We start from the raw sequence: 21,855 nt of genomic DNA, 5'->3' as shown, positions 1-21,855 counted from the left end.
TCCTAAAAAGGTTGCGACTCACTCCGTGAGCGAAGAGAGCAGATGAGCGGAAAGGCGTTTGTCGAGCGGGTCGTTGGCGTTTCCGCAGTGCGGCGACTGCACGCAGGACGGGCATCCCGATTCGCAGTCACAAGCGCGAATCATCTCCTTCGTGTTCCGCATGAGCGATTCGACCGTCTCGTAGCCTTCGCGGGTCAAGCCGACGCCGCCGGGATAGCCGTCGTAGATGAAGATGGTACTTTTCCCCGTGTGCGGGTGAACCGGCGTGGAAAGACCGCCGATGTCCCGGCGGTCACAGAGCAACTCCAGCGGAAACAGGGAAATCATCCCGTGTTCGGCGGCGTGAATCGCACCGCCGAAATCGCCGTCCATGGCGCGGATTTCCTGTTCCACGTCGTCCGGAATCGTGAAGTAGAGCGCCTTGGTTCGAAGCGTGAGTTCAGGCAGGGAAAGCGACTCTTTCCCGAGCGTCTCGCCGCGCTTCGCGTCTCGACGCTCGAATCCCGTGATTCGCTTTCGCATCGTCACGTCGGCGAATCGAACGACGCAGTCGTCGCGGGTCGAAAGCGTCTTTTCGTCCACATCGTCCTCGACCGTGATTTCTTTCTCGTGAAGCGTTTTCGTGTGGTAATCAGCCCACGTCGGCGACAGTTCCGCCACGTCTTTCGACAAGTCGAGGTCAACGACTTCGTAGGACTGGCCTTGGTGGTGGTAGATTGCGCCGGGGTGGACGTCGTTCAGGGCATCGCTGAAGGGAAGCGAGGAAATCACGTCGCTGCGGGAACGGTCTAACAGGTCGATTTTGCGCTCGTCGATGCTTCGCAGGCTCATTTCGTGCTGCGGGCTTCCGTCGCCGTCGTACACCCAGCGCATGCCGTCGCTCGTCTGTCGGCGTTTCAGTTCGCCTTCGGATTCGAGATTTGCAACGAGGTCGGGAAATCCCTCCCCGAAATAGTTCACGTCCTCCGGCGACAGCCACGTTTCGCGGGCCGCGGACGTGACGTGATTCGGAAGCAGTTCCTCGTTTTCGGGATTGGCGACCGCTCGCTCGGGGTCGCCCGAAAAAAATTCGTCCGGATTCCGCATCAAAAACTGGTCTAACTGGTCTTCACCCGCGACGAGCGTGACGAGGCTAGCGTCGGTTCCGCGTCCTGCACGGCCCGCCTGCTGGAACGCCGCCATTCGAGTCCCGGGATAGCTGTCGAGGAGAACTGCGTCGAGGCCGCCGATGTCCACTCCCAATTCCAGCGCGTTCGTGCTCCACGCGCCGCGAACCTCGCCGGAATGCAGTCCGGATTCGAGTTCCCGTCTGCGGTCGTTCCGCAGTGCCGCCTGATACGCGGAAATCTTGGATGCGAGGTCGCGCTCGCCGCGTCTTCGGAGTTCGTCGGTGCTCTCCATCGCGTAGCGTTCCGCGGCCTGCCGAGCGCGGGTGAACACCAACGTCTGATTGTCGCGGGTCACGAGGTCGGCGAACAGTCGTTTCGATTCCGCGTGACTCGACTTCCGCCTGCCACTGCCGTGGCTTTCGTTTTCGTACTCCGGTGGGTTCCACAGCACCCAGTGAGTCGGCCCGGTTCGACTCGTGTCCTCGTCCACGAGGTGAAACGACGATTCCGGTTGGCCAGTCACGGCGCTCGCGTGTTCGACCGGATTGCCGATGGTCGCGGAACAGCAGACGAACTGGGGCGACGAATCGAATCGGTCGCAGATTCGCGCGAGTCGGCGGAGGACGAGCGCGACGTGGCTTCCGAACACGCCGCGGTATTCGTGAACTTCGTCGATGACGACGGTTTCCAAGCCCTTGAAAAACCAATCCCAAAGTCGATGGGCGTAGGGAAGCAGGGCGTAGTGGAGCATATCCGGCGTCGTGAGGACGACGGTCGGATGACGGTCGCGCACCGCTCGCTTTTCGTTTTTGTCGAGTCGGCCGGTGTACTGGTCAACCGAGACGCGACTGCCGAATCCCAAATCGCGAGCGAGTTTGGACAGCGTGTCCTCTTGATCGTTGATGAGCGCGTTCTGCGGGCCGATGTAGAGCGTTCTGCCACCGTGGTCCATCGCTCGCTCGAACGCCGGAATCGTGTACGCGAGGCTCTTCCCGCTCGCGGTTTGCGTGGCGATAACGAGGTTGTTGCCGTCTCGGACTGCTTCGACACCGTCCGCTTGATGGCGGTAGAGTCGGTCGATACCGCGGTCTGCGAGGGCCGATTCGAGACGCGATTCGAGGGGAATCTCCCGAAACTCCCCGTCGGTTCCGGCAATCGTCTCGTGGCGGGCGACTTGCCCCTCGTAGTAGGGTCGCCCGCGAAGCCAGTCGATGGTGTCCTGCACTGAGCAGGGATTGGGCGTGGAGGTTCTAACCGGTTTCGTACGTTGACACCGCAATACGACGTGAACGGTTCGTATCCGAATCCGCCTACGCTTCGTTCTCTTTCCCGCCGAACGGTGTTTTCGGAATGGGTTCTACCATATCGTCACCGTACGACCAAGAGAGGATATCGTAGTCGGCGAGTCGCGGGAGGTGTTCCTGTTCGAGACGAAACCGCGTTCGCTCCTGTTCGGCGGGTGTAATGTCGGTGTACGGCGTATCGTTACACCGACTGGTGATTTCGAGGGCAACCCTCGAAAGAGGGGTTACGGTGTCCTGTTCGGTGAGATAGAGAACGAGGTGGCGCCGCTGTTCGTCCCCAAGCAACTTGAACACCGAGTCGGACGTAGAGAGAAGCGTCTCGGAGGCGACGGCGTCCAAGAACTCTAGAAGATCCACGAGGAGTTGTCCCCCATCGTTTGCTGTATCGCCCATAGTTCGTCTTATCGCTACAGTAGAGTATGACTTTCACGATTGGGAGAGCATCGGCGGTTCCACGTTCTCCGGCATTCTAAGCGCTGTGAAGCCTACTGGAGGGATGGAACCGCGCTCAGGATGTGATTCATCCGCTATCAGACCCGAAATCGGTTTATGGTCGTGGAAACGTTTGTGGGTTGATAACGCTTCAAAACGGCATATGAATTTTTAGCTCTTGAACGACTAACAGCAGAGGAGCATGAGCGCCGATAACGAAAGTGCCACCTCGCCGTTTATGTGCGGCGTGGAAGCACCCATAACGTTCCAGCACGATTGGGGGAGCGAGGACGTGCTTGCGGCATCCATCATCCAACGGATGGTGGAAGAGGCGGAAACCGATTCTACCGACGTTCCCGATTCGTTGTATCGGTGTATCGATCCCGACGCGCTGGAAGACCTGTTTCGACCGCTTCAGGACGGTACACCGCGAACGAGCGGAGAAGTAACATTCGCACTCGCAGGCCACTACGTAACAGCCAGCAGCGATGGGACGATAGAAATCGAATCGGAACTCGGCCGGTTGAAACGTACCGGTGGAAACCTACTTCTCACCGGCGACGTTCCGGCAGACGTCTTCGAACGGTTGAGCGCACAGTTCCTCGGCGAGGCTGCGTACGACAGAACCCAACTCCTCGCACTTTACGGGCGCAACAGCGAGGTAGCTCGCTCCCGCCTCTCACGCGCGGATACAAACGCCCACCGGGCGCATCTCCTCACGTACGAGGCGCCTGTGCGGTCAACCGCACAGACATCGCAGAGCGACTATCCTGGTCAACCGTCCGTCTCCACCATCACCGGAACCATCGAGGATTTCCAACGGGCTATCGACGACGAAGTGTTCGAATTACAGCACCAGCGGCGGGGGTTCGAACCGGGAGAGCTGCGGTTCTGCTTCGACTCGCTGCGACTCCTTTCCGACGAAGAGGACGCGCAGACCGTTGAAGGGTTTCTGCGAACCGTGACGAACACCGTCGACGAGGTGCTCGGACTCGGCCACTACGTTTTCGCGGAGGCGTACGACTCGTCTCGTGTCCTGGCCATCGAGCCGCTGTTCGACGTCACCATTCAGCTGAAGATCGGCGAAAACGGGCCGGAACAACGATGGCACCTGCACGATACGGACTACACGACGATTTGGTTCCCCGTCTAACAGGAGTATAGAACCGGAATGAACGAACCTCCCTGACCGTAGCGACGTTCCGAACTCGCCTTACGACCGCACATGAAGCCGATATTTCGAACAGACACGAACCCTGCCGGGATGACGGTCGTCGATCCCATTCAGCGCCGGCAGTTTCCGATACGAACTTCGACGCCCGTCGATCCGACCCCGGTCGATACTGACGGGTTCCGCTTTCCCGTCGATAGTGCGGCGGAAATCGTCACGAATAGGCTCGTGTTACCGTACGTCGTTATCACCCACGTCAGAACCCTGGACGGGGACGTGGTTACGAAGGTCGAGGATTTTTCGTACGAACAGCTTCCCCGAGGGGAGTATCTCATCGAGTTGAACGCCCCGATTCGGATCTATCTACGCGCGACCAGCGACGTGACGATAGCATCGTCGACCGAACGAATGGAGTTCGATTTCGGCACCGAAACGCGCGTTCGAATCGGAGCGCGCTCGTACCACGACCAGCCCGGCGCGACGGTCACGACGACGGCGACTCCCCGAGATGCGATGGCCGCGATTTCCACCTTCGGCTCGGCGTTGAAAACGACGAGTCCGGAACGGTCGCTTCCGTCGCTCAGGGGTCACCCACCAAAAATAAAACTCGGGGATCGACTGCACGTTCCCGACGGACTCTCGCCGCCGGATACGGGCGTACGAATTGAGCTCCCGTCCCGGCTGTCGATGATTTTCCCGACGAGTTCCCTCGCCTACTATCTGGGTGCGACCGTCGTTCCGGCGGACGAACCACGGCTCGTCACGGATAGCGGCTTCGTCCACCCTCTCGACCATCCACAACGGGGATTCGAAGGTGAAGTCGAGCGTGTACTCAAACAGTCGCTGTTCCTCGACTGCGTAACCCGAACCGAGGGACTGTATCGAATACCGCTCCACGAACGGCGAGTCATCGAACGCCACGTCGACGTGGCGTTCGATGACCTGTACGAAAAAGAGCTACCGGAACAGCTCGAGACGTACCTCGATATCCCGTTTGAAACCGTCGAGGACGCGATCCCGACGTGGCTCCTTTCGACGACTGTCACTGACGAGCCGTCGAACCTCGAGACGATTCCGTATCTCGTAAACGCGCTCTCCACCATCTCGATGAAGGAGGAATCCCAACGGCAGGAATCCGTGCCGGAGGCTCGAACGCCTATCGACGGTTTCCTTCGCGGAAGCGAGGTGGAACGAGACGTACAGGATGAGCGGAATAGCGGCTCGTACGTGGCGCCCGTTCGGACGGACTCGGTGGAACGCGCTTGGCTTGGCCGAGGGATGCCCGTCTCCGCAAACAAAATAATCAAATCGGCGTTCGAAAACAAACTCGAACGGTCGTCCTCGACCGGTGGCATCGACATAACCGTCGTGTGTAACGAACCGGAGATGAGTCCCGAGTACGATTCCGGGAACACCCTGTACGGAAAACGGGACGAACTCGAGTTCGACATCGACGTTCACCGACACCTCTCCGTCGGTGAGTTGGAGTCGGTGCTCTCCGAGCCGACGGATTTCTTACACTACATCGGTCACAGCAGGGACGGCGAGTTCGTCTGTCGCGACGGCGGACTCAGCACCGACTCGATAGACGATGTCGCGGTTGATACGTTCCTCCTCAACGGATGTCGCTCATACGAATTGGGAGCCGAACTCATCAACTCTGGGAGCATCGGCGGAATCGTCACGTACAGCGAAATCGCGAACAAATCCGCGATAACGATCGGTCGAACCATCGCTCGACTGTTGAACCGGGGGTTTTCTCTCCGTTCCGCCCTTACGATCACCCGGGAACAACGGCTGGTCGGAAACCAGTACATCGTCGTCGGTGACGGGAGCATCGAAATCACTCAAAGCGAAAGCGGGACGCCGTTTCTCTGCTACCTCGGTACCGAAACCGAGACCGAGTACGAACTGCGAATAGCGACGTACCCGACCGTCGATTCCGGTATGGGTTCCCTCTTCACCCCGTTCATCGACGACATCGAAACGTACTTCCTGAGCGGCGGGGACATCGGGACGTTTCGCGTAGACAAGGAAACGTTACGTCAGTTCCTTCGCCTCGAAAAGATACCGCTCGTCGTCGACGGCGAGTTCGTCTGGTCGACCGACCTAGACCTCGAATCAATATAAAGCAGTTCAGCGTTTATCGGATCGTTCCACCGGCCGCAGCTGCTGCGTTCCCCGTCTGGGTGAGTAGCAGGCAGATGGTGAACAGGACGCCAGCCATTCGCGGATTCTCTGCGAGGTACGCCAGTAACGTGTCGTTTCTTTCGGTCATCGCAGTCGTTACGTGGGAGGAACGCAGAATAGCTTTTTCTAAATAGTCTAGACTGGAAATAAATTATAATTTCGTATCGTGCTGTATGAGAAAACCACTCCTTACCGAGGCGACAGGGGAGCGTAAAGGGAGATGGACGAGTCAACGAAATTTCACGTTCGAAACTGAAGCGTCGTAACTTCTCCTTGAGACCAATCAAACGAGTAATCGAGGATTACACCCGGTTACCGGAGCGTTGGAACGCCGAGGAGCCAAACCGGGTCTCGGTGCATGCACTTTCCGATGCTCGAGTCTCCTCAGGAATCCGGTAAGGAATCGTTTCGTGAGTACCCGGAGATACGAGCGATCGAATCAGTTCCAAAACCGTCCGCGAACTCGGTGGTGGATCTCGGCGAGTGCAGCGTGGATGCCGCTACCGACGGCGAGTGGTTCTCCGCCCCATTCGCCCGCGCACATTGCACCCTTCCCGAAGATTATTACGTTTGTTCCCGTATCGGCTTGCGTGTTCCCCGAAATCGACTATCTCGATTGGATTTCCGGGCGACCCGAGTCGGCGAGCTACGACCTCGGGTCGAGCGACCTTCGTAGACCGCTCCCCGACCCGGACGGTGTCGTGCCGCCCGAACTGGCCGACCTTCCGGAACCACCGGAAGACACCGACTTAGAGACTATCATCGCCGAAGGATACGACGTAGAACCGGAGAACGTCCTCGTCACGGCAGGAGCGACGCATGCCAACTTCCTCGCGGTGGCCGCCGCAATCAACGATGCAAACGAAGACTCGAACTCGGACGATGACGAAACTGGCCACCACGACCCCCGCGTGCTGGTGGAAAAACCGGGCTACGAACCACTCGTCGCCACGCCGGAGGGGTTGGGTGCGACAGTAGACCGGTTTTACAGACTGGAAGAAGACGACTACGCGCTCGACCCGAGTCGAGTGTCCGGAGCGACGACCGACGACACTCGCTGTATCGTCGTCACGAATCGACACAACCCGAGCGGGAATCGCGCCGAGCGAGAAACCATCGCGGATGCGAGCAGTGCCGCCGTCGAAAACGACGCGTATCTCATCGTGGACGAGGTGTACGCGCCCTTCTGCGAGAACACCGACCCATCGGTTTTCGGCGGGCCGACCGGAGCGGGACTTCCGAACACGGTCGTCACGAACTCGCTGACGAAGTTCCACGGATTCGGCTCGGTTCGTATCGGCTGGCTGGTCGCGGATGCCGAGTTCGTCTCTCGCGCTCAGTCGATTATGTATCACGTTCCCGCGGTTTCCGGGCCTGCCGTGGCACTGGCCCGGCGGGCACTCTTCAGCGACGCCCAACTCGCGGCGCAATCTCGGGAGCGAATCGTCGAGAATCAGGAACTGCTGGCGGAGTTCGTTGCAGGACGCGACGACCTCACCGGAACCGCCACCGCCGGGTGCACCTACGGCTTTTTCGAGCACGAATCGGCCGACGGAGACGAAGTCTCCGAGGCCGCGTGGGAAGACGGCATCTTGGTCGTCCCGGGACGGTTTTTCGACGACGAAGAGCGGTTTCGCTTGAGTCTCGGCCACGATGGGGAAACGGTCAAAAAGGGGTTGGAACGCTTCGGTTCCGTGCTGAACGAACTGTAATCGGTTCGTGGTGAATCGATTCGTCGTGAAACGTCTACCAAGAGTTAAGACCCGCCCATACAATCTTCGTGCATATGGACGGAACCCCTGAGGAAATCACGACCCTTGTCGGACGGGAGGTGTACTCCAACAACGGCGTGTTCGTTGGCGAAGTGGACGACGTTCGCCTCAACTTGGACGACACCGCCGTCACCGGTCTTGCACTGGGTGGAATCAACGACGAACTGTTCGGCAACCGAATCGAACCCGGCCGCGGCGTCATCGTTCCCTATCGCTGGGTACGCGCGGTTGGCGACGTCATCCTCGTGAACGACGTCGTCGAACGGATGAAAGACTCCGACGAGGAAGAAGAAGAAGCGGTCGTTTAGTTCCCGTTCGTCTCGCCATCGACGCCCATCGCGTCGAACAGTTTCTTTTTCACTGCTTCCTCGGTGAGCGCCAGTAGTGTGTCCCGATTGTTCTCGTTGGATTCGATGCCGGTGAAGATGCCGAGCGGAATCTCCGCGCTCGCCTGCGTGGAGTGACCCGCCGCTTCACCAATATCTTCAAACGCATCTTGCAGAACGTTGCCGATGTTCAGTCGGATGTCCTTCGACCGGGCCGCGAGGTAGATGGTGTCGTCGGCGATGCCGAACACGGCAGTCGTCGTGATGCCTTCCAGATTGAGCAGGTGTTGTGCGGCCTGCGTCAGCGCATCTCGGTCGCGAATGAATCCCGCGCTACTGACGAGGTGGCTCCCCTGTACGTCTCGGCTGTTAATCGCCTCGGCCAGCACGTCCAGCGTTTCGGGCGACATCGACGGCGATTCGACCTGTTCGAGGGTGTCGTGGTTCGCAAAGGGATACAGATAGGCCGCCGCCGTGAGGTCGGCGGGCGTCGTGTCGCGTTTGAAGTCGAGCGTTTCGGCACGAATCCCGTACAGGAGTGCGGTCGCAACCTCTTCGCTGAGGCTGATGTCGAATTCCTGTACGTACTTCGTCATGATGGTCGAAGTCGAACTGACGTTCGGTCGAACGTCCGAGAACTCCGCTTCGTACTCGCCGTCCGGTTCGTAGTGGTCGATGAGGATATCGACGGGATGGTCGAGTTCGGGTTCGGTCGCCCGCATGTGGTCAACGAGCGCGAACGTGTCGTACTCGCTGATGTCCACGTCGTCGCGCTGGAGCAGTTCGATACCGAGCAGGTTGACGAACGCGCGATTCTCCTGATGACCGATTTCCCCGAGGTAGAGGATGTCGGCTTCGACATCGAGACTTTCGGCAATCGTCTGTAGTGCGGCGGCGCTGGCGATTGAATCCGGGTCGGGATTGTCGTGCGTGAGGATTGCGAGTTTGTCCGACGAATCCTCGATAACCGCGGACAACTGACGCGCCTTGTACTCCAACTCGCCGGATTCGAGCGACCGAAGCGCCGAATTGGCGATGACGGTCGAGGGGTTGATGACCACGTCCGCGCCCAACTCGGTGAGTTCGTCCGCGGAAACGGGGTCGCTCGCCCGGACGACGATGAATCGCTCGTCGCCGTTGTCCTGTAGATTCGAGACGGCTTCCTTGTTCGCGGTCACGTCCGACGAGAGAATGAGGACGACGTCGCGGTCGTTGACGACCTCCGCGACGGAGTCGTCTACGATGTCGCCCGTCTGTGCGTTCAAGTCTTGGTCGCGGAGCGCCTCGACGCGGTCGGTATCCCGGTCTACGATGAGGACTTCTTTGCCCTGTTCGACGAGTTCCTCGGCGACGGCGTAGCCGACGCTCCCGCACCCCAGAATAGCGTATGTAGACATCGAGGAGATTGTTATCCCGGCGCTCATTACTATTGGCCCGTTTTCCGGGGCGGTACTTAATCCTCCCGAAGCGGGCGCGAAACCAGCCGACGCCACGTTTTCCTCACAGCTTGGAAACTATATTTATTAAGAATAAAATTAAAATATATAATACATATTCGCACATGCAACTGGTTGCTCACACGAAAAAACCGACTACGGTTGCTAATTTCCCCGCGGCGTCAGCGATTTCCTCAGATAAAACAGCTCGCACCTGTAAGCCACATATTTATCCCACTCTCCACGACGATTTCGCGCCAAGAAAGGCGCGAAATCGCTCGCAGAAGGCACGACTGCATTTTGAAAGGAAACGTATTTACGTCACACCACGCATTTTCAGAATGCGTTGGGCCGGTAGCTCAGTTAGGCAGAGCGTCTGACTCTTAATCAGACGGTCGCGTGTTCAAATCGCGCCCGGCCCGTTTTCACGACGAACAAATACGTGAGCGTCGGCTTTGGGCTGTCCGTCTGAGAACACCGATACGTAATCGCAGAATCGAAGCGTAATACCGAACTCCTCCGTTAAAACAACTAACCAGTAGTTGTGTCCTGATTCACACCAACAGCATGAACGTTCGACTTCCACTACCGCCGTCGCCGAGCGTGTAGTCGATGGTGATTTCGACGTTCTCGCCGACCATATCGACGGGCGAACCGTTCGATTTGAACTGATAGAGCGACACGGTGCCGGACGAACCGGGCGAGAGAATCGCGTCGTTGGACGCGCTGGTGCTGTGGCCGTCCCAGTCGAGGTCGATGAAGCAGGGGAGCGACACACCGTTGTTGATGTCGGTGACGCCGTTTTGCACGTCGGCGTCGATGAACAGTTCGCTAATCCACTGCCCTTCGCTGTAGGAGTGGTCGCGGAGTTGGTCGATGGCGGAATTTTCCGGGGAAATCGCCACGTCGTGAATGGTCATGTTTGACCCTGCGTCATTCGTGACGCTGAATTTGAGGCCGGACTGTTTGCCGTTGCTGTCCACTGGCGTGTCGATTCCCTGCACGTCGTCCTCGTAGACCAGTGCATCGCCGCCGACAGTGAAGGAGTCGAAGCCCGGCGTCCCGTCCGCGAGTTCGTAGTGAACCGTGAACGTGACCGGTTCGCTAGCCATATCGACGGGCGAGCCGTTCGATTTGAACTGGTAGAGCGAAACAGTTGCCGCGGAATCAGAAGAGAGAACCGCCTCTTTGTCGGCGCTGTCGCTGTGGCCATCGGAGTCGAGGTCGATGGTACAGGGAAGCGACACGCCGTTGTTGATGTCGGCGAGACCGTTCTGCACGTCGGCGTCGATGAACAGTTCGCTAATCCACTGCCCTTCGCTGTAGGAATGGTCGCGGAGTTGGTCGATGGCGGAGTTGTGGGGATCGATTTCGAGGTCGGTGATGCGGGCGTCCTGTCCGAATGTGTTCGAAATATCGAATTGCAGGCCGGACTGCTTCGTGTTCGTATCTTCAGCCGTGTTGGCCGCGATTACATCTTGGCTGTACGAAACCGTCTCGGTGATGAGGCCGAATCGCTGGAGGAACTCCTGCACTGCGGCGGTCGTCTCCCTGACCTGTTGGGGGAGCGGGCGACCGTTTTTGCGAGTCGTCTCGAAGATGATTGCGCCCGTGTCGAGGTCGGCCCCGACCTTGTGTTTGAGCATTGGACTCGACCCATCACTACTGGAGTAGCCCGAATAATCGTAGGTGGAATCGGCGACGTAGCTTTCGTTCAGATACGAGACTAGTTCCTTTCGGTGGCCAGTCGCACTGGCCGCGCGCGTCGAGAAGATACCCTGTCCGACGCCGCCGTCGTCGGAACTGTAGATGCCGTAGGAACTGTGCAGGTCGAAGAGGAAGTCGATGTTTTCGGAGACGACTACGTCCCAGATTTCGCGTGCGAGAGCGGTCGTCGGTTCCGACCCGGACGGGAACTGTCGGTTGAGGTCGATTCCGCCGTTGTACACTCGGGAGTCGTTTCGAATCGCCTCGACGTTCGCTTCCGGCAGGACGACGAGCTTTCCGGCGTCGATGCGCCAGTTTGCAATCTTCTGCGCCGCCGTGTAGCCGTTTGCCTCGTCGCCGTGCATGCCGCCAACGACCATCACGGTCGGGCCGTCCGCGTCAGCTTCGCGGACGTACACGGTCGTCTCTTCGCTGGTTCCGGTTCGAATCGTGTAGTCGGAGCGCTCCGCAGATGCGAGCGGGGTCGCGGAGAGCATCCCGACAGCCGAGGAAAGGCCGAAAATACCGGATTTAATATATGTGAGTCTGCTTACTTTTGAACCGGATAAACCGGCATCATCGTCGTTTCGTTTCATGGTTTCTCGCGAAGTGAGATGTTCACTTTATTCGTTCATGTTCGACTCATTTAGTTACACCCTAGGCTTAACATACGAATCTATTATAAGTCAGAATAATTTTCTTAGAAAATCTATATATTTGGCCGAGGTTCGTGCAGCACTATATCCGATTCGGCTGCCATATTCTGAAAACCACAGAGTTCTCTCGAAGTACGGTTTCTGTCGCTCACCAGAACGAGATTTTTCGAACTCGCATCAAAAAAGAGACGCGCCTCAGTCGCTCGAATGGTCTATTCCTATTCGCCGGGACTGTAGTTCGGCGCTTCGTCGGTAATCATCACGTCGTGCGCGTGGCCCTCGGTCTGGCCCGCCGAGGAGACGCGGACGAACTCGGAGCGTTGCTTGAACGCCGGAATCGTTTCCGCACCGACGTATCCCATACCGGACTGCATCCCTCCGACGAGTTGGTGCAGTTCACTTTCGAGGGTTCCTTTGTACGGTTTCGCGGCCTCGACGCCTTCCGGAACGTACTCTTCGTCGTCTTCCGGGTCGTCCTTCAGATAGCGGTCGCCGTCGCCGCTTTTCATCGCGCCGACACTGCCCATCCCGCGGTACTGTTTGTACTTCTTGCCCTCGATGGTGATAACGCGACCCGGTGCCTCGTCGGTTCCCGCGAAGTACGACCCGAGCATGACGGCGTCCGCACCCGCTGCGATGGATTTGATTGCGTCGCCGGAGTAGCGAATCCCACCGTCTGCGATGACGGGGACATCGTGCTCCGCCGCCACGTCAGCGACCTGCGAGATGGCCGTAATTTGGGGCATTCCCGACCCGCTGACGACCCGGGTCGTACAGATGCTACCGGGGCCGATACCGACCTTCAGGCCGTCTGCGAAATCGACCATCGCTTCTGCGGCCTCTTTGGTTCCGATGTTTCCGACGACCACGTCAGCAGAAACCGATTCTTTGATCTCCCGAGCGCCGTCGATGACGTTCAGATTGTGCGCGTGGGCGCAGTCGATGAACAGCACGTCCGCGCCTGCTTCGTCCGCGGCGACTGCTCGGTCAGTTTCGAACGGGCCGACAGCGACACCGACGCGGAGGTGGTCGTCCTCGTCGCGAACTGCGTCGCCGTACTCTCTCCGCTGGAGGACGCCCTGCATCGTGATGAGGCCAGTGAGGTAATCCTCGTCGTCAACGATTGGAACGCGCTCGATTTTGTGTTCGTACATCAGTTCGAGCGCTTCGCGTGCAGTCACCGATTCGTCGGCGGTGATGACCTCGTCGGTCATCGCCTCTCTGACTTCGTCGCTGTCACCGACTTCGAGATACGGACGAATGTCCGTGCCGGAGATGATTCCCAGAACCTCTCCGTCGTCGTCCACGACCGGTGCGCCGCTGACCCCACGGTGTTCCATCATCGCATCCACCTCGCGGACGGTTTGACCGGGATTCGCCGTCACCACGTCGCGGATGATGAGTTCGTCGGCGCGCTTCACGCGCTCGACTTCGCTCACCATCACGTCTACGTCCATGTTTCGGTGGAGAACGCCGAGTCCACCTTGTCGGGCCATCTCGATTGCCATCTCGCTCTCGGTGACGGTGTCCATCGCCGCCGAGAGGACGGGAACGTTCAGTTCGACGTTCTTCGAGACATGGGATTTTACATCGGCGTCGTCGGGTTCGACGCGGCTCTCCTTCGGGCGCAAAAGGACATCATCGAAGGTGAGCGCCTCTGGAACACGGAGTTTCTCGGAAAACGAACCGCCGTTGTGAGAATCGTTCGCCATGTAATGCGAACGTAGCGGTTACTGAAAAACGTTGCGTGATTGTGCTCCACTCACGATTGGCTTTCCTATTTCTATACATACCCGTGAGCATTCTTCACTGCTACTGCCCCAAACGTATATCTTGTTGAAAAACATTCGGTGAATGGTCGAATCTAACAATAAACGGTAGCCATGACAGCTATTTTCACGTCTATTTTGCGCCCCATGGGGGCATCTGTCACGCAACACTTAAGCAGAAAACTACAATAATTAGAGGTATGGACTCTACCAGTCTCATCGTAGAGCGCATTGCTGGTCGGACGAGTGGCGGCTCCTTTGCTCCGATTGCAATTTTTGCGAAAATGTGCTCCACACTCACACTGGTAGGGAAACGACCTGCACGGAATCTTCGACCGAAATCGCATTCCCGGTCGTATAGCAGGTATCAACACCCTTCACCCACGGGTCAGGGTTATCGTGGCTAGTCAATGAGTAGTTCACAACATCCAGTCGCCTATCGTTTAGAGCAACAGGTAGGCGGTGCGACGAAGTTGCTGGCGACCGTCATGGGGCTTCCCCTCGTTGACGGCATCTTCCCAGCGATGGTTCTCGCCGGAGCGATAGACGACCCGGTCGGCATCGTGCAAGTCGGCCTCCTCGTCTTCGGCGGGAGCGCCACCGTCGCCGTCATCCTCGCGGAGATGGACGGTACGCCGCGCGAACAGGCGATGACCGTCCTCGCGGTTGGCGTCGGAATCATCGCGCTCGCGTCCGTCGAGGCCGCGTTCGCGCCGACCATCGAGAGCGCACTGAATATGGACGTGTTCAAGCGGTTCGCCGCGCTGGTCATGGCGGCCATCGCCGCGAAAACCGCCAGCGCACGAGTCGGCGAATATCTGCCGAGTCCCGGCGTCATCATCGGCTTCGGTATGCTCGCCAGCCTCCAACCCGCCGGATTCGAGCTGATAACGACCATCGACACGACGCGCGTCCTGCACGCCGCCGCGGCCGCAGGAAGCGGTGTCGGCTTCGCACTGTCCGTCGCCTTGCTCGGCCCGTGGCTCCGCGACGTCGTGGACATAGACCGCTTCCGCTTCGGGAGCGCGGTCGCGCTGGGCGTCCTACCCCTGTCGATACTCGGCCTCGCGCCGGGTCGCGCCCCGCTGGCCGTCCTCGCGGTCACCAGCCTGCTGGCGCTCGACCCCGGCGAACAGGTGGATGCAACGATGGAAGTCCCCGACCAACCGCAGCAGTCGAACGAGGGGTCGGACTCGTCGGACAACCCCGCAGTGACCGACGGCGGCAAGAACGAAGATGTCACGGTTGCCGATGCCGAAGATGTCGCCGAGGACGCCGAAGATGCCGTCGAAACGGCGTATGGCTACCCCGGCGAAGAAGACGGTGACGAACGCCGTCCGTGGCTGTAGGGATTTCCTTCGCTCTCTCGCCTGACGCGTTCTTGTAACGTTTTTCTGTCTCCCCGTTCCTGTTTCATCCATGGTCGAAAATCGCGTCGTGCAGGGGCGGATGGTCACACCGAAGAAACTCGCCGAGATTGTCGAAGGCGAGTCGGTAATGGAAGCCGACAGCATCGAGGAGGCAGACCGCGACTGTCCGGACTGTGGCGGAGACGTATTGAAAGTCGGCTATATGCCGAGTGTGACAGCGTTCATCACGGGATACAAGTGCCAAGACTGCGACTGGCGGGAGCGCGAGGAGTAGAAACCGAAACCCCTTTAGGTGGATTCACCCTATCAAAGCCCGCGGGGTCGTGGCCAAGCCAGGGATGGCGACTGACTCCAGAGGCTACGCGCCCGGGACGAAACTCCAGCTGATATACCGAGCGAGTGACTGATCATCGCTCGCGTTGACGACCCTCTGGAGTTCCGAGGCGCACCGGAGATATCAGTCGATCGGGGGTTCAAATCCCTCCGACCCCATTTTTGCGACGAACTACACGGCGAGTACTGCGTAGCGCGTGCTCGTCTCCCCACTGAACGAAGTGTATCGTTCAAACTCACATATCGATTCCACGGCGCCGAAATCATCAAAATATAAACTACAATCGAGCAAAAACTACGGTATGATTCCTCTGTTTGGGCCAGTTCCCGGTGGAATGGAAGTCGGCGTCATCGCTTTGGTACTCGCTATCATTTTAGCACCTGCATATCACGTCTATCGGGACGCCAAAGCACGTGGAAGTGATTACGTCTATCCGTGGACGATGGGTATGTTTATCGGCGGCGTCATCGGCAATATCTTCGGAATCTTGCTGGTCGGTGGGTTGTACTACGCAGTTGAAGTCCGTGCTGTGTAAAAACGGAGTTTCTACCGCAGTCCGAACGCGTTTTCTCACGGTCGGTTCTGTGTCGGTCAAGCCATGCCCGTTACACATGCTTTCAGTGGAACCGACGCAGTAGGAACCAGTTGCCGTTTTCGTATCTCGTTCAGACGACCCATAACAAAGTGTGAATCTGTCGTAAAGATACCTACCCTAAGTGACTACCAATGCCCTCCGAACGCCGTTCACCAACCCGCCGACAGCTACTCCGGATTTCCGGTACCGCTCTATCGGGGACAGCTCTCGCCGGTTGTGCCGGGTTGATGGATGATGAAGGTGAAACGACCGAGAACACCCGGACGACCGCGAGCAAAAAGAAGGATTCTGGAGAGTTGACGCTACAGAAAGTGGGGCAACTGCAACCGTCCGGCAACGAACCGTCCAGCGGTGGCTATTCGGAAGTTTCCGTTCGAGAGGACGGCAAATATGCTATCCTCGGTTCGAAGTGGGGAATCAGCGGGTCGTATCTCATCGACCTCGACGACCCCGCCAATCCGAAACTGGCTCATTATCTCGGCAATCCGAACAGTGCGCCGAATTTGGATGTCAAGTTCGATTTCCGAGACGGACTGTACTATCGAGCTATCGAGCGACACCATCCCGGCAATTTCGAAATCGTCGACTACGGCCAGGAAAACGGGTCGCCAGCGAACCCGACAGTCGTCGGCACCGCCTCGGACGACAAATCGCACAACGTAACGCCGCATCCGACGAAGCCAGTTCTCTATGCGGTGAATTACCGATTAGAGACGAGCGGCTTCGACGTGTACGACGTGCGCGACCCGACGAATCCTCGCAAAGTCGGTGAGCATGGGCCGCAGGGAGCAGGCCACGACGTCACGGTCGACCCGGAACGGGAGGTCCTCTGTTGTTTCTATCAGTCGGGGGAGTTCATCGGAATCATCATCTACGATGTGGCCGACCCGCGAAAGCCGAGCGAAATCGGCCGCTTCGACTACCGAGAACAAAAATCGTACAGCACGGCCCAAGTCGGAGAAGAAGCGTTCGGGAGCGCACATCACGGGCATTTCGACCCTCGCCGCGAGTTGCTCGTCGTGGGCGACGAGCGACCACAGGGGATTCCGGGCGGAAAACACGTCTTCGACGTCGGGTGGAAAGACGGGTCGCTGTCGAATCCGATTCCGGTCGGGTTTACCGTTTCGCCGAACGCACAGCGCATGCCGGAGGACGACTTCGCGGGACGTTTCGACTGGACGGGCCACCACTTTAGCATCGTCCCGTGGGGTGAACGGACGTTCATCGTCAGCGCCGACTGGCACGAGGGAGTGGTACTGTACGACATAACCGACCCGACGAATCCGAATCCGGTTGACCGGTATCCAACCGACGACGGGATGGACTCGCTCACGCCGAACGACAAAGTCGCGCAGTTCGGCGAGGCGCCGATGGCGTGGACGGCGCGGTACGACGCGAACCGCGAACTCGTCGTCGCGAGCGATACGTTCACCGGACTGTACACGTTCGAACTGGCGACGGAGGAGTAGAATAGTGGAGTTCGTCGGCCGGGCGGTGTTTCGCTATCGTCCCGTGACCGCCTGCCGAAGTTCCGCGACGATTGGCGCGCCGTCTATGAGCCAGAGGACGAAGACGAGCGAGTACGGCGCGAGGTAGATGGCGAGTACCATCAACTGCGTTTCCGTCGAGAGCGAGTATAGAAACGCGCCGATGATGCTGAACGCACGGTCGAACAGGGATACCTCGTGGCCGTAGGGCGGCAGCGTCACGACGGGCCAGAGGACGGGCGCGAACGGCGACTCGTCACGGCCGACGATTCGGAGGAGCACGTCGCCTGCCAAATGCGACCAGTAGCCGACCGTGAACGCCGCACCGACCGCAGTTCGGCCCTTGAACATCGCAGCGGCGAGAACCAGCAGTCCGACCGGTATCGCGACGAACACGGAGTGGGCGACGGAGTAGCCCTGCGGAAACAGATGCAGCCCCCACGAGAGGGTTTTATCTACGAGGTCGGGTACCTGCGTTCCGAAGAGGAGGGCGAGCACCGCGAGTCCGGCGGGCGGCGCGCGCGTCCAAATTCGGTGGCCAAGCGAGTACACGACGTAGCCGAACGCGGCGTGACCCCACGGCATCATGACCTGCTCACCGCCGGGGACGCAGCGGCAGTGCGACGTGGGAGGGCACCAATCGTTCGCATCGGACACCGACACGGGTAGCTCATCTACCTTTGGGTAGCAGTTCGAGGAATAAAAATCCGAAGAAGTTCCCGGTTGTTTCCGGATTGCGGTGTGGTTTTATTGGTCACTCTCGGCAGTACGGAAGTGAGTAAACGGTACTGTATAGCTGTTACCGACTACTCTTTCACGACGACTTTCGCGTTTGCGTCAACGGTCACTTCGTATACGTCGTAGTGAAAGGTCATGGAGACGTTGTCACGCGCCTCACCGTACCGTCGGGTACGGAACAGGGCGTCGATGGCGTCACAGTTCACGACTGCGTGAAGCGGGCGCATCTCGTTCGGATGCTCGTCCATCACCTCTGCGAGGACGCGCACGATACCTGCACACGTGTGTCCGTTGGCCATCTCCGATTCGATGTCGAAGACGAACGTCGAGGACGTTTCGGACGAGTCGTCGTCGCCGTGATTTTCTATTTCGATTCCCATACGATTATCAGTAGGCGGTTCAACCACGATTGTACTCCTTCGGATTCAGAGGCGCGATAAGTATATATCTATCGACGACTTGCGGATACCACTGGCGAATCGTTCAATATCATGGAAATAACGACAACGATATTCAAATTCGAGAACTGTTCTTCACCGGAGACGTCCCCAGTTGAAAGACGATCCACCCGTGAGACAGTAGCTATCTATCAGTTGTCACCGGAAGTGGGTTCGGATGCCGAGGAGAAAGATTCCACAGAACTGACTGATTCGGGCGACTCGGTCGAACTCTCCCGGAGGCGTTCTATCTCGACTCGCCCGTCGCTGTACACCGTTACCTTGTGGCCATCGTATTCGAAACTGACGTGGCCGTCTGAGCGGGAGTTCCCGAGTTGCGTCTCCGAAAACAGAGAATCGAGCGCGTCCGGGTCGATAATATCGTAGAGGACTGGTCTGATTTCCGTGGGCGTTGTCCCTTCGTGTTCGGCGATAGCGTTGACGACCCGAATACTGGGCCGGTCGTCGATACTCGACTCACGCTCGGTGGAATCATCCATCTCGTACTTCGCTACCACACATCCCCCAATAAATATGCCGGAACACGCTGTAGAGCGCCCAAAGCACCTGTATTTAGTGCTTTTGGCCTTCGAAATCCTCACGCGCAGAATTTCACCAGAACACTTCCACCGCGGTTTGCACAGTTTAATTCGACTGGCGCGAGAACGCACAACTGATGTCGAACCGCGGCGGTTCACGCTTACCCGGCGTCGGCGACGAGCGCGAGGAGCGAATCGTCTTCCACGTCGATATGGACTGCTTCTATGCGGCCTGCGAACGCCTCCGCGAACCCGAACTCGAAGGCGAACCAGTCGTCGTCGGCATGGGATACGAGGCGGGGGAATCGCACGGCGCGGTCGCAACCGCGAGCTACGAAGCCCGAGAACACGGCGTCGAGAGCGCACAAGCCATCGGAAAGGCACTCGAACGACTGCCGCGGAAAGGAGTCGTGGAAGCTGCTGGCGATGATTCGGCTGCGACGGGCTACTACCGTCCCGTGGACATCGACTTTTACAAATCCGTCAGCGAGGACGTGCGGGCTATTCTCCACGATTGCGCGGATACCGTGCGCGAGGTGAGCATCGACGAGGCCTACCTCGACGTGACCGACCGAACCGCGTGGAAGGTCGCGGAGGGGTTCGCCCGGCACGTCAAAAACCGAATCCAGCGCGAGGTCGGTGTCCCGGCGAGCGTCGGCGTCGCGCCGAACATGAGCACCGCGAAAATCGCAAGTGACTACGACAAACCGGACGGGTTGGTCGTCGTGGAACCGGGAACCGTCCGCGACTTTCTCGCCCCGCTCGGCGTGGCCGAGATTCACGGTGTCGGCCCTGTCACGGCGCGAGAACTTCGAGAAATGGGCATCGAGACGGCTGGCGACTTGGCCGATGCCGACCCCCGAGCGCTCGCCGACCGATTCGGCGAGCGCGGACGCGAACTCCACCAGCGAGCGCGCGGCGACGACGACCGGGAGGTTACGCCGCGGGGGCGACCGAAAAGCCTCTCGCGCGAGTCCGCGTTTACCGGCGCGACGAGCGATTCCGAGGAGAAACGCACCCGCGTCGAAACCCTCGCAACCGCCGTGGCGGAGCGCGCCCGCGACCGAAACGCGATGTACCGAACCATCGGTGTGAAGGTCGTGACGCCACCATTCGACGTACACACCCGTGAGCGGTCGCTTCCCGGCCCAGTTGACGACCCGGAACTGGTCGTCTCCGTCGCGCTCGATTTGCTTTCTGAGTTCGCAGACGACCGAGTTCGAAAAGTCGGCGTGCGCGTCTCGAATCTCCAGTTCACCGAAATCGACCAGACCAGTCTCGACGGATTCGACGCTCCGGAGAGCGTCGAATCCGAAGGGAATAGAGAGAAATCACCGGACGGCGGGCGAGAACCGACAGAGAGCGAGGATAAGGAATCGAACGCCGAAACGGAAGAACCCCGAACTGAAAACTCCCGTTCCGGTCAGGTGTCGCTTTCCGACTTTTGATTACCATCGACTCCATACTCCCGATATGAACAAGCTAGCGCAGGTCGGAGAGGGTCGCTGGCATCTCCCGCAACATGCCCACATCATCGTCTACGAGGCCGAAAAGGGAGACGAACTCCTCACGATTTACGACTGCGGAGCGGCACAAAAACCGCCGTCTGCGCAGGTCATCGGCAATCTCGTCCGGGTCCATGCGGAGCACGAACTCGACCGAACTGTGACTGGCTACATCGTCAAAATGCGGGAACGGTCGGTGCTGGTCGAACAGGACGCAGACCACTTCGTTATCCGACCTGCATAGGTCAGTACCGCTCGGTTCAGAGCGGGGAAACGAGGTCTTCCAGCGCGGCGGTTGGGTCGTCCGCTTTTGCGACCCCGCTGGCCAGTAGGACGCCCTCAGCACCCAATTCGCGCGCCGAAACGAGGTCTTCGCCCGTGCTGATTCCCGCGCCGCAGAAGACGCTCACGTCCTCGTCCACTTCCTCCGCCGCGGCCACGGCATCGGTGACGATGTCAGGGTCGGCCTTGCTGACGGGTGTGCCTGTTCCGATGAGTTCCGGCGGTTCGACCGCGACCGCGTCCGGGCCGAGTGCGGCGACTGCCCCGACCTGTTCGGGATTGTTCGCGCAGACGGTCGTACCGAGTCCGGTGCGCTCCGCGGCCTCCAGTCCGGCGTCGATGTCCGCCAGTTTGAGGCGGTTTTCGGAGTGGTTCAGCATGGTTCCGGTCGCGCCCGCATCGGCGACTGCCTCCGCGAGGGTGCTTCCAGTGTGGCTTCCATGTTCGACGGGGCTGACGTGCTGCCCCCACGTTTCGACGCCCGTCTCCGCGACTTGCGAGAGGTGGGCCGTCTGGGGCGCGACGGCGATGTCCACGCCGCTTGCGTCGCTCACGTCGCGGACGGCTTCCGCGATTTCGATTGGGTCGCAGGGGTACGCCTTCAGGTTGACGAGTACGAACATGTCCGAAGCGACTGTCGGCGCGCCCAAATAGATTCCGAGTGCGCGAGAAGGACCGAGGAGGTGAATGAATGCC

Annotated in this window: 20 protein-coding genes and 2 tRNA genes; 12 read left to right on the top strand and 10 right to left on the bottom strand. The window is 59.1% G+C overall.

The features are described 5' to 3' along the window. Window positions 1–18 precede the first annotated feature (18 nt). Window positions 19–2,334 (bottom strand): DEAD/DEAH box helicase, encoded by a 2,316-nt coding sequence (locus BW974_RS05960; protein WP_076428885.1) that lies wholly within the window; start codon window positions 2,332–2,334, stop codon window positions 19–21. 85 nt (window positions 2,335–2,419) lie between these two features. Continuing rightward, window positions 2,420–2,806, bottom strand: coding sequence for a DUF7344 domain-containing protein (locus BW974_RS05955; protein ID WP_245799924.1), 387 nt, complete (start codon window positions 2,804–2,806; stop codon window positions 2,420–2,422). 241 nt (window positions 2,807–3,047) lie between these two features. On the opposite strand from BW974_RS05955, the gene BW974_RS05950 reads away from it, so the two are divergent. Continuing rightward, window positions 3,048–3,998 (top strand): DUF7504 family protein, encoded by a 951-nt coding sequence (locus BW974_RS05950; RefSeq protein WP_076428883.1) that lies wholly within the window; start codon window positions 3,048–3,050, stop codon window positions 3,996–3,998. Between the two features lie 111 nt (window positions 3,999–4,109). Continuing rightward, on the top strand, window positions 4,110–6,146 hold the full coding sequence (locus BW974_RS05945; RefSeq protein WP_245799911.1) for a hypothetical protein: 2,037 nt from the start codon (window positions 4,110–4,112) through the stop codon (window positions 6,144–6,146). Window positions 6,147–6,159: 13 nt separating this feature from the next. Here the strand turns inward: BW974_RS05945 and BW974_RS26930 are convergent, their stop codons facing one another. Further along, window positions 6,160–6,294, bottom strand: coding sequence for a DUF7503 family protein (locus tag BW974_RS26930; protein WP_281247661.1), 135 nt, complete (start codon window positions 6,292–6,294; stop codon window positions 6,160–6,162). Window positions 6,295–6,796: 502 nt separating this feature from the next. Between BW974_RS26930 and BW974_RS05940 the strand changes: the two genes are divergently transcribed. Continuing rightward, window positions 6,797–7,918, top strand: a complete 1,122-nt coding sequence (locus BW974_RS05940) for a pyridoxal phosphate-dependent aminotransferase (protein ID WP_076428879.1) — start codon at window positions 6,797–6,799, stop codon at window positions 7,916–7,918. A gap of 74 nt (window positions 7,919–7,992) precedes the next feature. Continuing rightward, window positions 7,993–8,286: a PRC-barrel domain-containing protein gene (locus BW974_RS05935; RefSeq protein WP_076428878.1), complete on the top strand. Its 294-nt coding sequence runs from the start codon at window positions 7,993–7,995 to the stop codon at window positions 8,284–8,286. Here BW974_RS05935 and BW974_RS05930 read toward each other — a convergent pair. Further along, the gene (locus BW974_RS05930; RefSeq protein WP_049970748.1) at window positions 8,283–9,728 is read right to left on the bottom strand and encodes a DHH family phosphoesterase; all 1,446 of its coding nucleotides are present in this window, start codon (window positions 9,726–9,728) and stop codon (window positions 8,283–8,285) included. The two genes, BW974_RS05935 and BW974_RS05930, sit on opposite strands and share 4 nt — an antisense overlap. Window positions 9,729–10,088: 360 nt before the next feature. Here BW974_RS05930 and BW974_RS05925 point away from each other — a divergent pair. Next, window positions 10,089–10,162: transfer RNA gene (locus BW974_RS05925), tRNA-Lys, on the top strand. A gap of 132 nt (window positions 10,163–10,294) precedes the next feature. Here BW974_RS05925 and BW974_RS05920 read toward each other — a convergent pair. Together BW974_RS05920 and guaB are read right to left on the bottom strand one after the other, a co-directional pair. Continuing rightward, window positions 10,295–12,043 (bottom strand): M14 family metallopeptidase, encoded by a 1,749-nt coding sequence (locus BW974_RS05920; protein WP_084186200.1) that lies wholly within the window; start codon window positions 12,041–12,043, stop codon window positions 10,295–10,297. A 278-nt stretch (window positions 12,044–12,321) separates the two neighbouring features. After that, window positions 12,322–13,815 (bottom strand): IMP dehydrogenase, encoded by a 1,494-nt coding sequence (gene guaB, locus BW974_RS05915; protein WP_076428874.1) that lies wholly within the window; start codon window positions 13,813–13,815, stop codon window positions 12,322–12,324. Between the two features lie 467 nt (window positions 13,816–14,282). Here guaB and BW974_RS05910 point away from each other — a divergent pair, with 467 nt between their 5' ends. The 5 genes from BW974_RS05910 to BW974_RS05890 all read left to right on the top strand — a co-directional run bounded on the left by BW974_RS05910 (window position 14,283) and on the right by BW974_RS05890 (window position 17,640). Continuing rightward, window positions 14,283–15,221 carry a DUF5794 domain-containing protein gene (locus BW974_RS05910; RefSeq protein ID WP_076428873.1) on the top strand — a complete coding sequence of 313 codons (939 nt, stop codon included), beginning with the start codon at window positions 14,283–14,285 and terminating at the stop codon, window positions 15,219–15,221. 70 nt (window positions 15,222–15,291) lie between these two features. After that, a complete protein-coding gene (locus tag BW974_RS05905; protein ID WP_076428871.1) occupies window positions 15,292–15,516 on the top strand; it encodes a DUF5795 family protein in 225 nt (74 codons plus the stop codon). Window positions 15,517–15,559: 43 nt separating this feature from the next. Then, a tRNA-Trp gene (locus tag BW974_RS05900) sits at window positions 15,560–15,734 on the top strand. 143 nt (window positions 15,735–15,877) lie between these two features. Beyond that, on the top strand, window positions 15,878–16,111 hold the full coding sequence (locus BW974_RS05895; RefSeq protein ID WP_139328823.1) for a hypothetical protein: 234 nt from the start codon (window positions 15,878–15,880) through the stop codon (window positions 16,109–16,111). A gap of 191 nt (window positions 16,112–16,302) precedes the next feature. Then, entirely contained in the window at window positions 16,303–17,640 is a 1,338-nt protein-coding gene (locus tag BW974_RS05890; protein WP_245799910.1) for an LVIVD repeat-containing protein, read from the top strand. 33 nt (window positions 17,641–17,673) lie between these two features. Here BW974_RS05890 and BW974_RS05885 read toward each other — a convergent pair whose 3' ends face one another. From BW974_RS05885 to BW974_RS05875, 3 genes are all read right to left on the bottom strand, one after another. Further along, a complete protein-coding gene (locus BW974_RS05885; RefSeq protein WP_076428867.1) occupies window positions 17,674–18,246 on the bottom strand; it encodes a metal-dependent hydrolase in 573 nt (190 codons plus the stop codon). Between the two features lie 218 nt (window positions 18,247–18,464). After that, window positions 18,465–18,776, bottom strand: coding sequence for a HalOD1 output domain-containing protein (locus tag BW974_RS05880; RefSeq protein WP_076428865.1), 312 nt, complete (start codon window positions 18,774–18,776; stop codon window positions 18,465–18,467). A gap of 209 nt (window positions 18,777–18,985) precedes the next feature. Further along, window positions 18,986–19,333 carry a DdfA family disk-determining factor gene (locus BW974_RS05875; protein WP_076428863.1) on the bottom strand — a complete coding sequence of 116 codons (348 nt, stop codon included), beginning with the start codon at window positions 19,331–19,333 and terminating at the stop codon, window positions 18,986–18,988. 176 nt (window positions 19,334–19,509) lie between these two features. On the opposite strand from BW974_RS05875, the gene dinB reads away from it, so the two are divergent. Together dinB and BW974_RS05865 are read left to right on the top strand one after the other, a co-directional pair. Beyond that, the gene (gene dinB, locus BW974_RS05870; RefSeq protein ID WP_076428861.1) at window positions 19,510–20,820 is read left to right on the top strand and encodes a DNA polymerase IV; all 1,311 of its coding nucleotides are present in this window, start codon (window positions 19,510–19,512) and stop codon (window positions 20,818–20,820) included. Window positions 20,821–20,845: 25 nt separating this feature from the next. Then, window positions 20,846–21,121 (top strand): hypothetical protein, encoded by a 276-nt coding sequence (locus tag BW974_RS05865; RefSeq protein WP_076428859.1) that lies wholly within the window; start codon window positions 20,846–20,848, stop codon window positions 21,119–21,121. A gap of 16 nt (window positions 21,122–21,137) precedes the next feature. On the opposite strand, the gene tpiA is transcribed toward BW974_RS05865, so the two are convergent. Further along, window positions 21,138–21,782 (bottom strand): triose-phosphate isomerase, encoded by a 645-nt coding sequence (gene tpiA / locus BW974_RS05860; RefSeq protein ID WP_076428857.1) that lies wholly within the window; start codon window positions 21,780–21,782, stop codon window positions 21,138–21,140. Between the last annotated feature and the right edge of the window lie 73 nt (window positions 21,783–21,855).

Origin of the sequence: Haladaptatus litoreus (genome assembly GCF_900156425.1) — an archaeon.
GTDB classification, from domain to species: Archaea; Halobacteriota; Halobacteria; order Halobacteriales; family Haladaptataceae; genus Haladaptatus; species Haladaptatus litoreus.
This window is presented reverse-complemented; position numbering and strand designations above follow the sequence as displayed.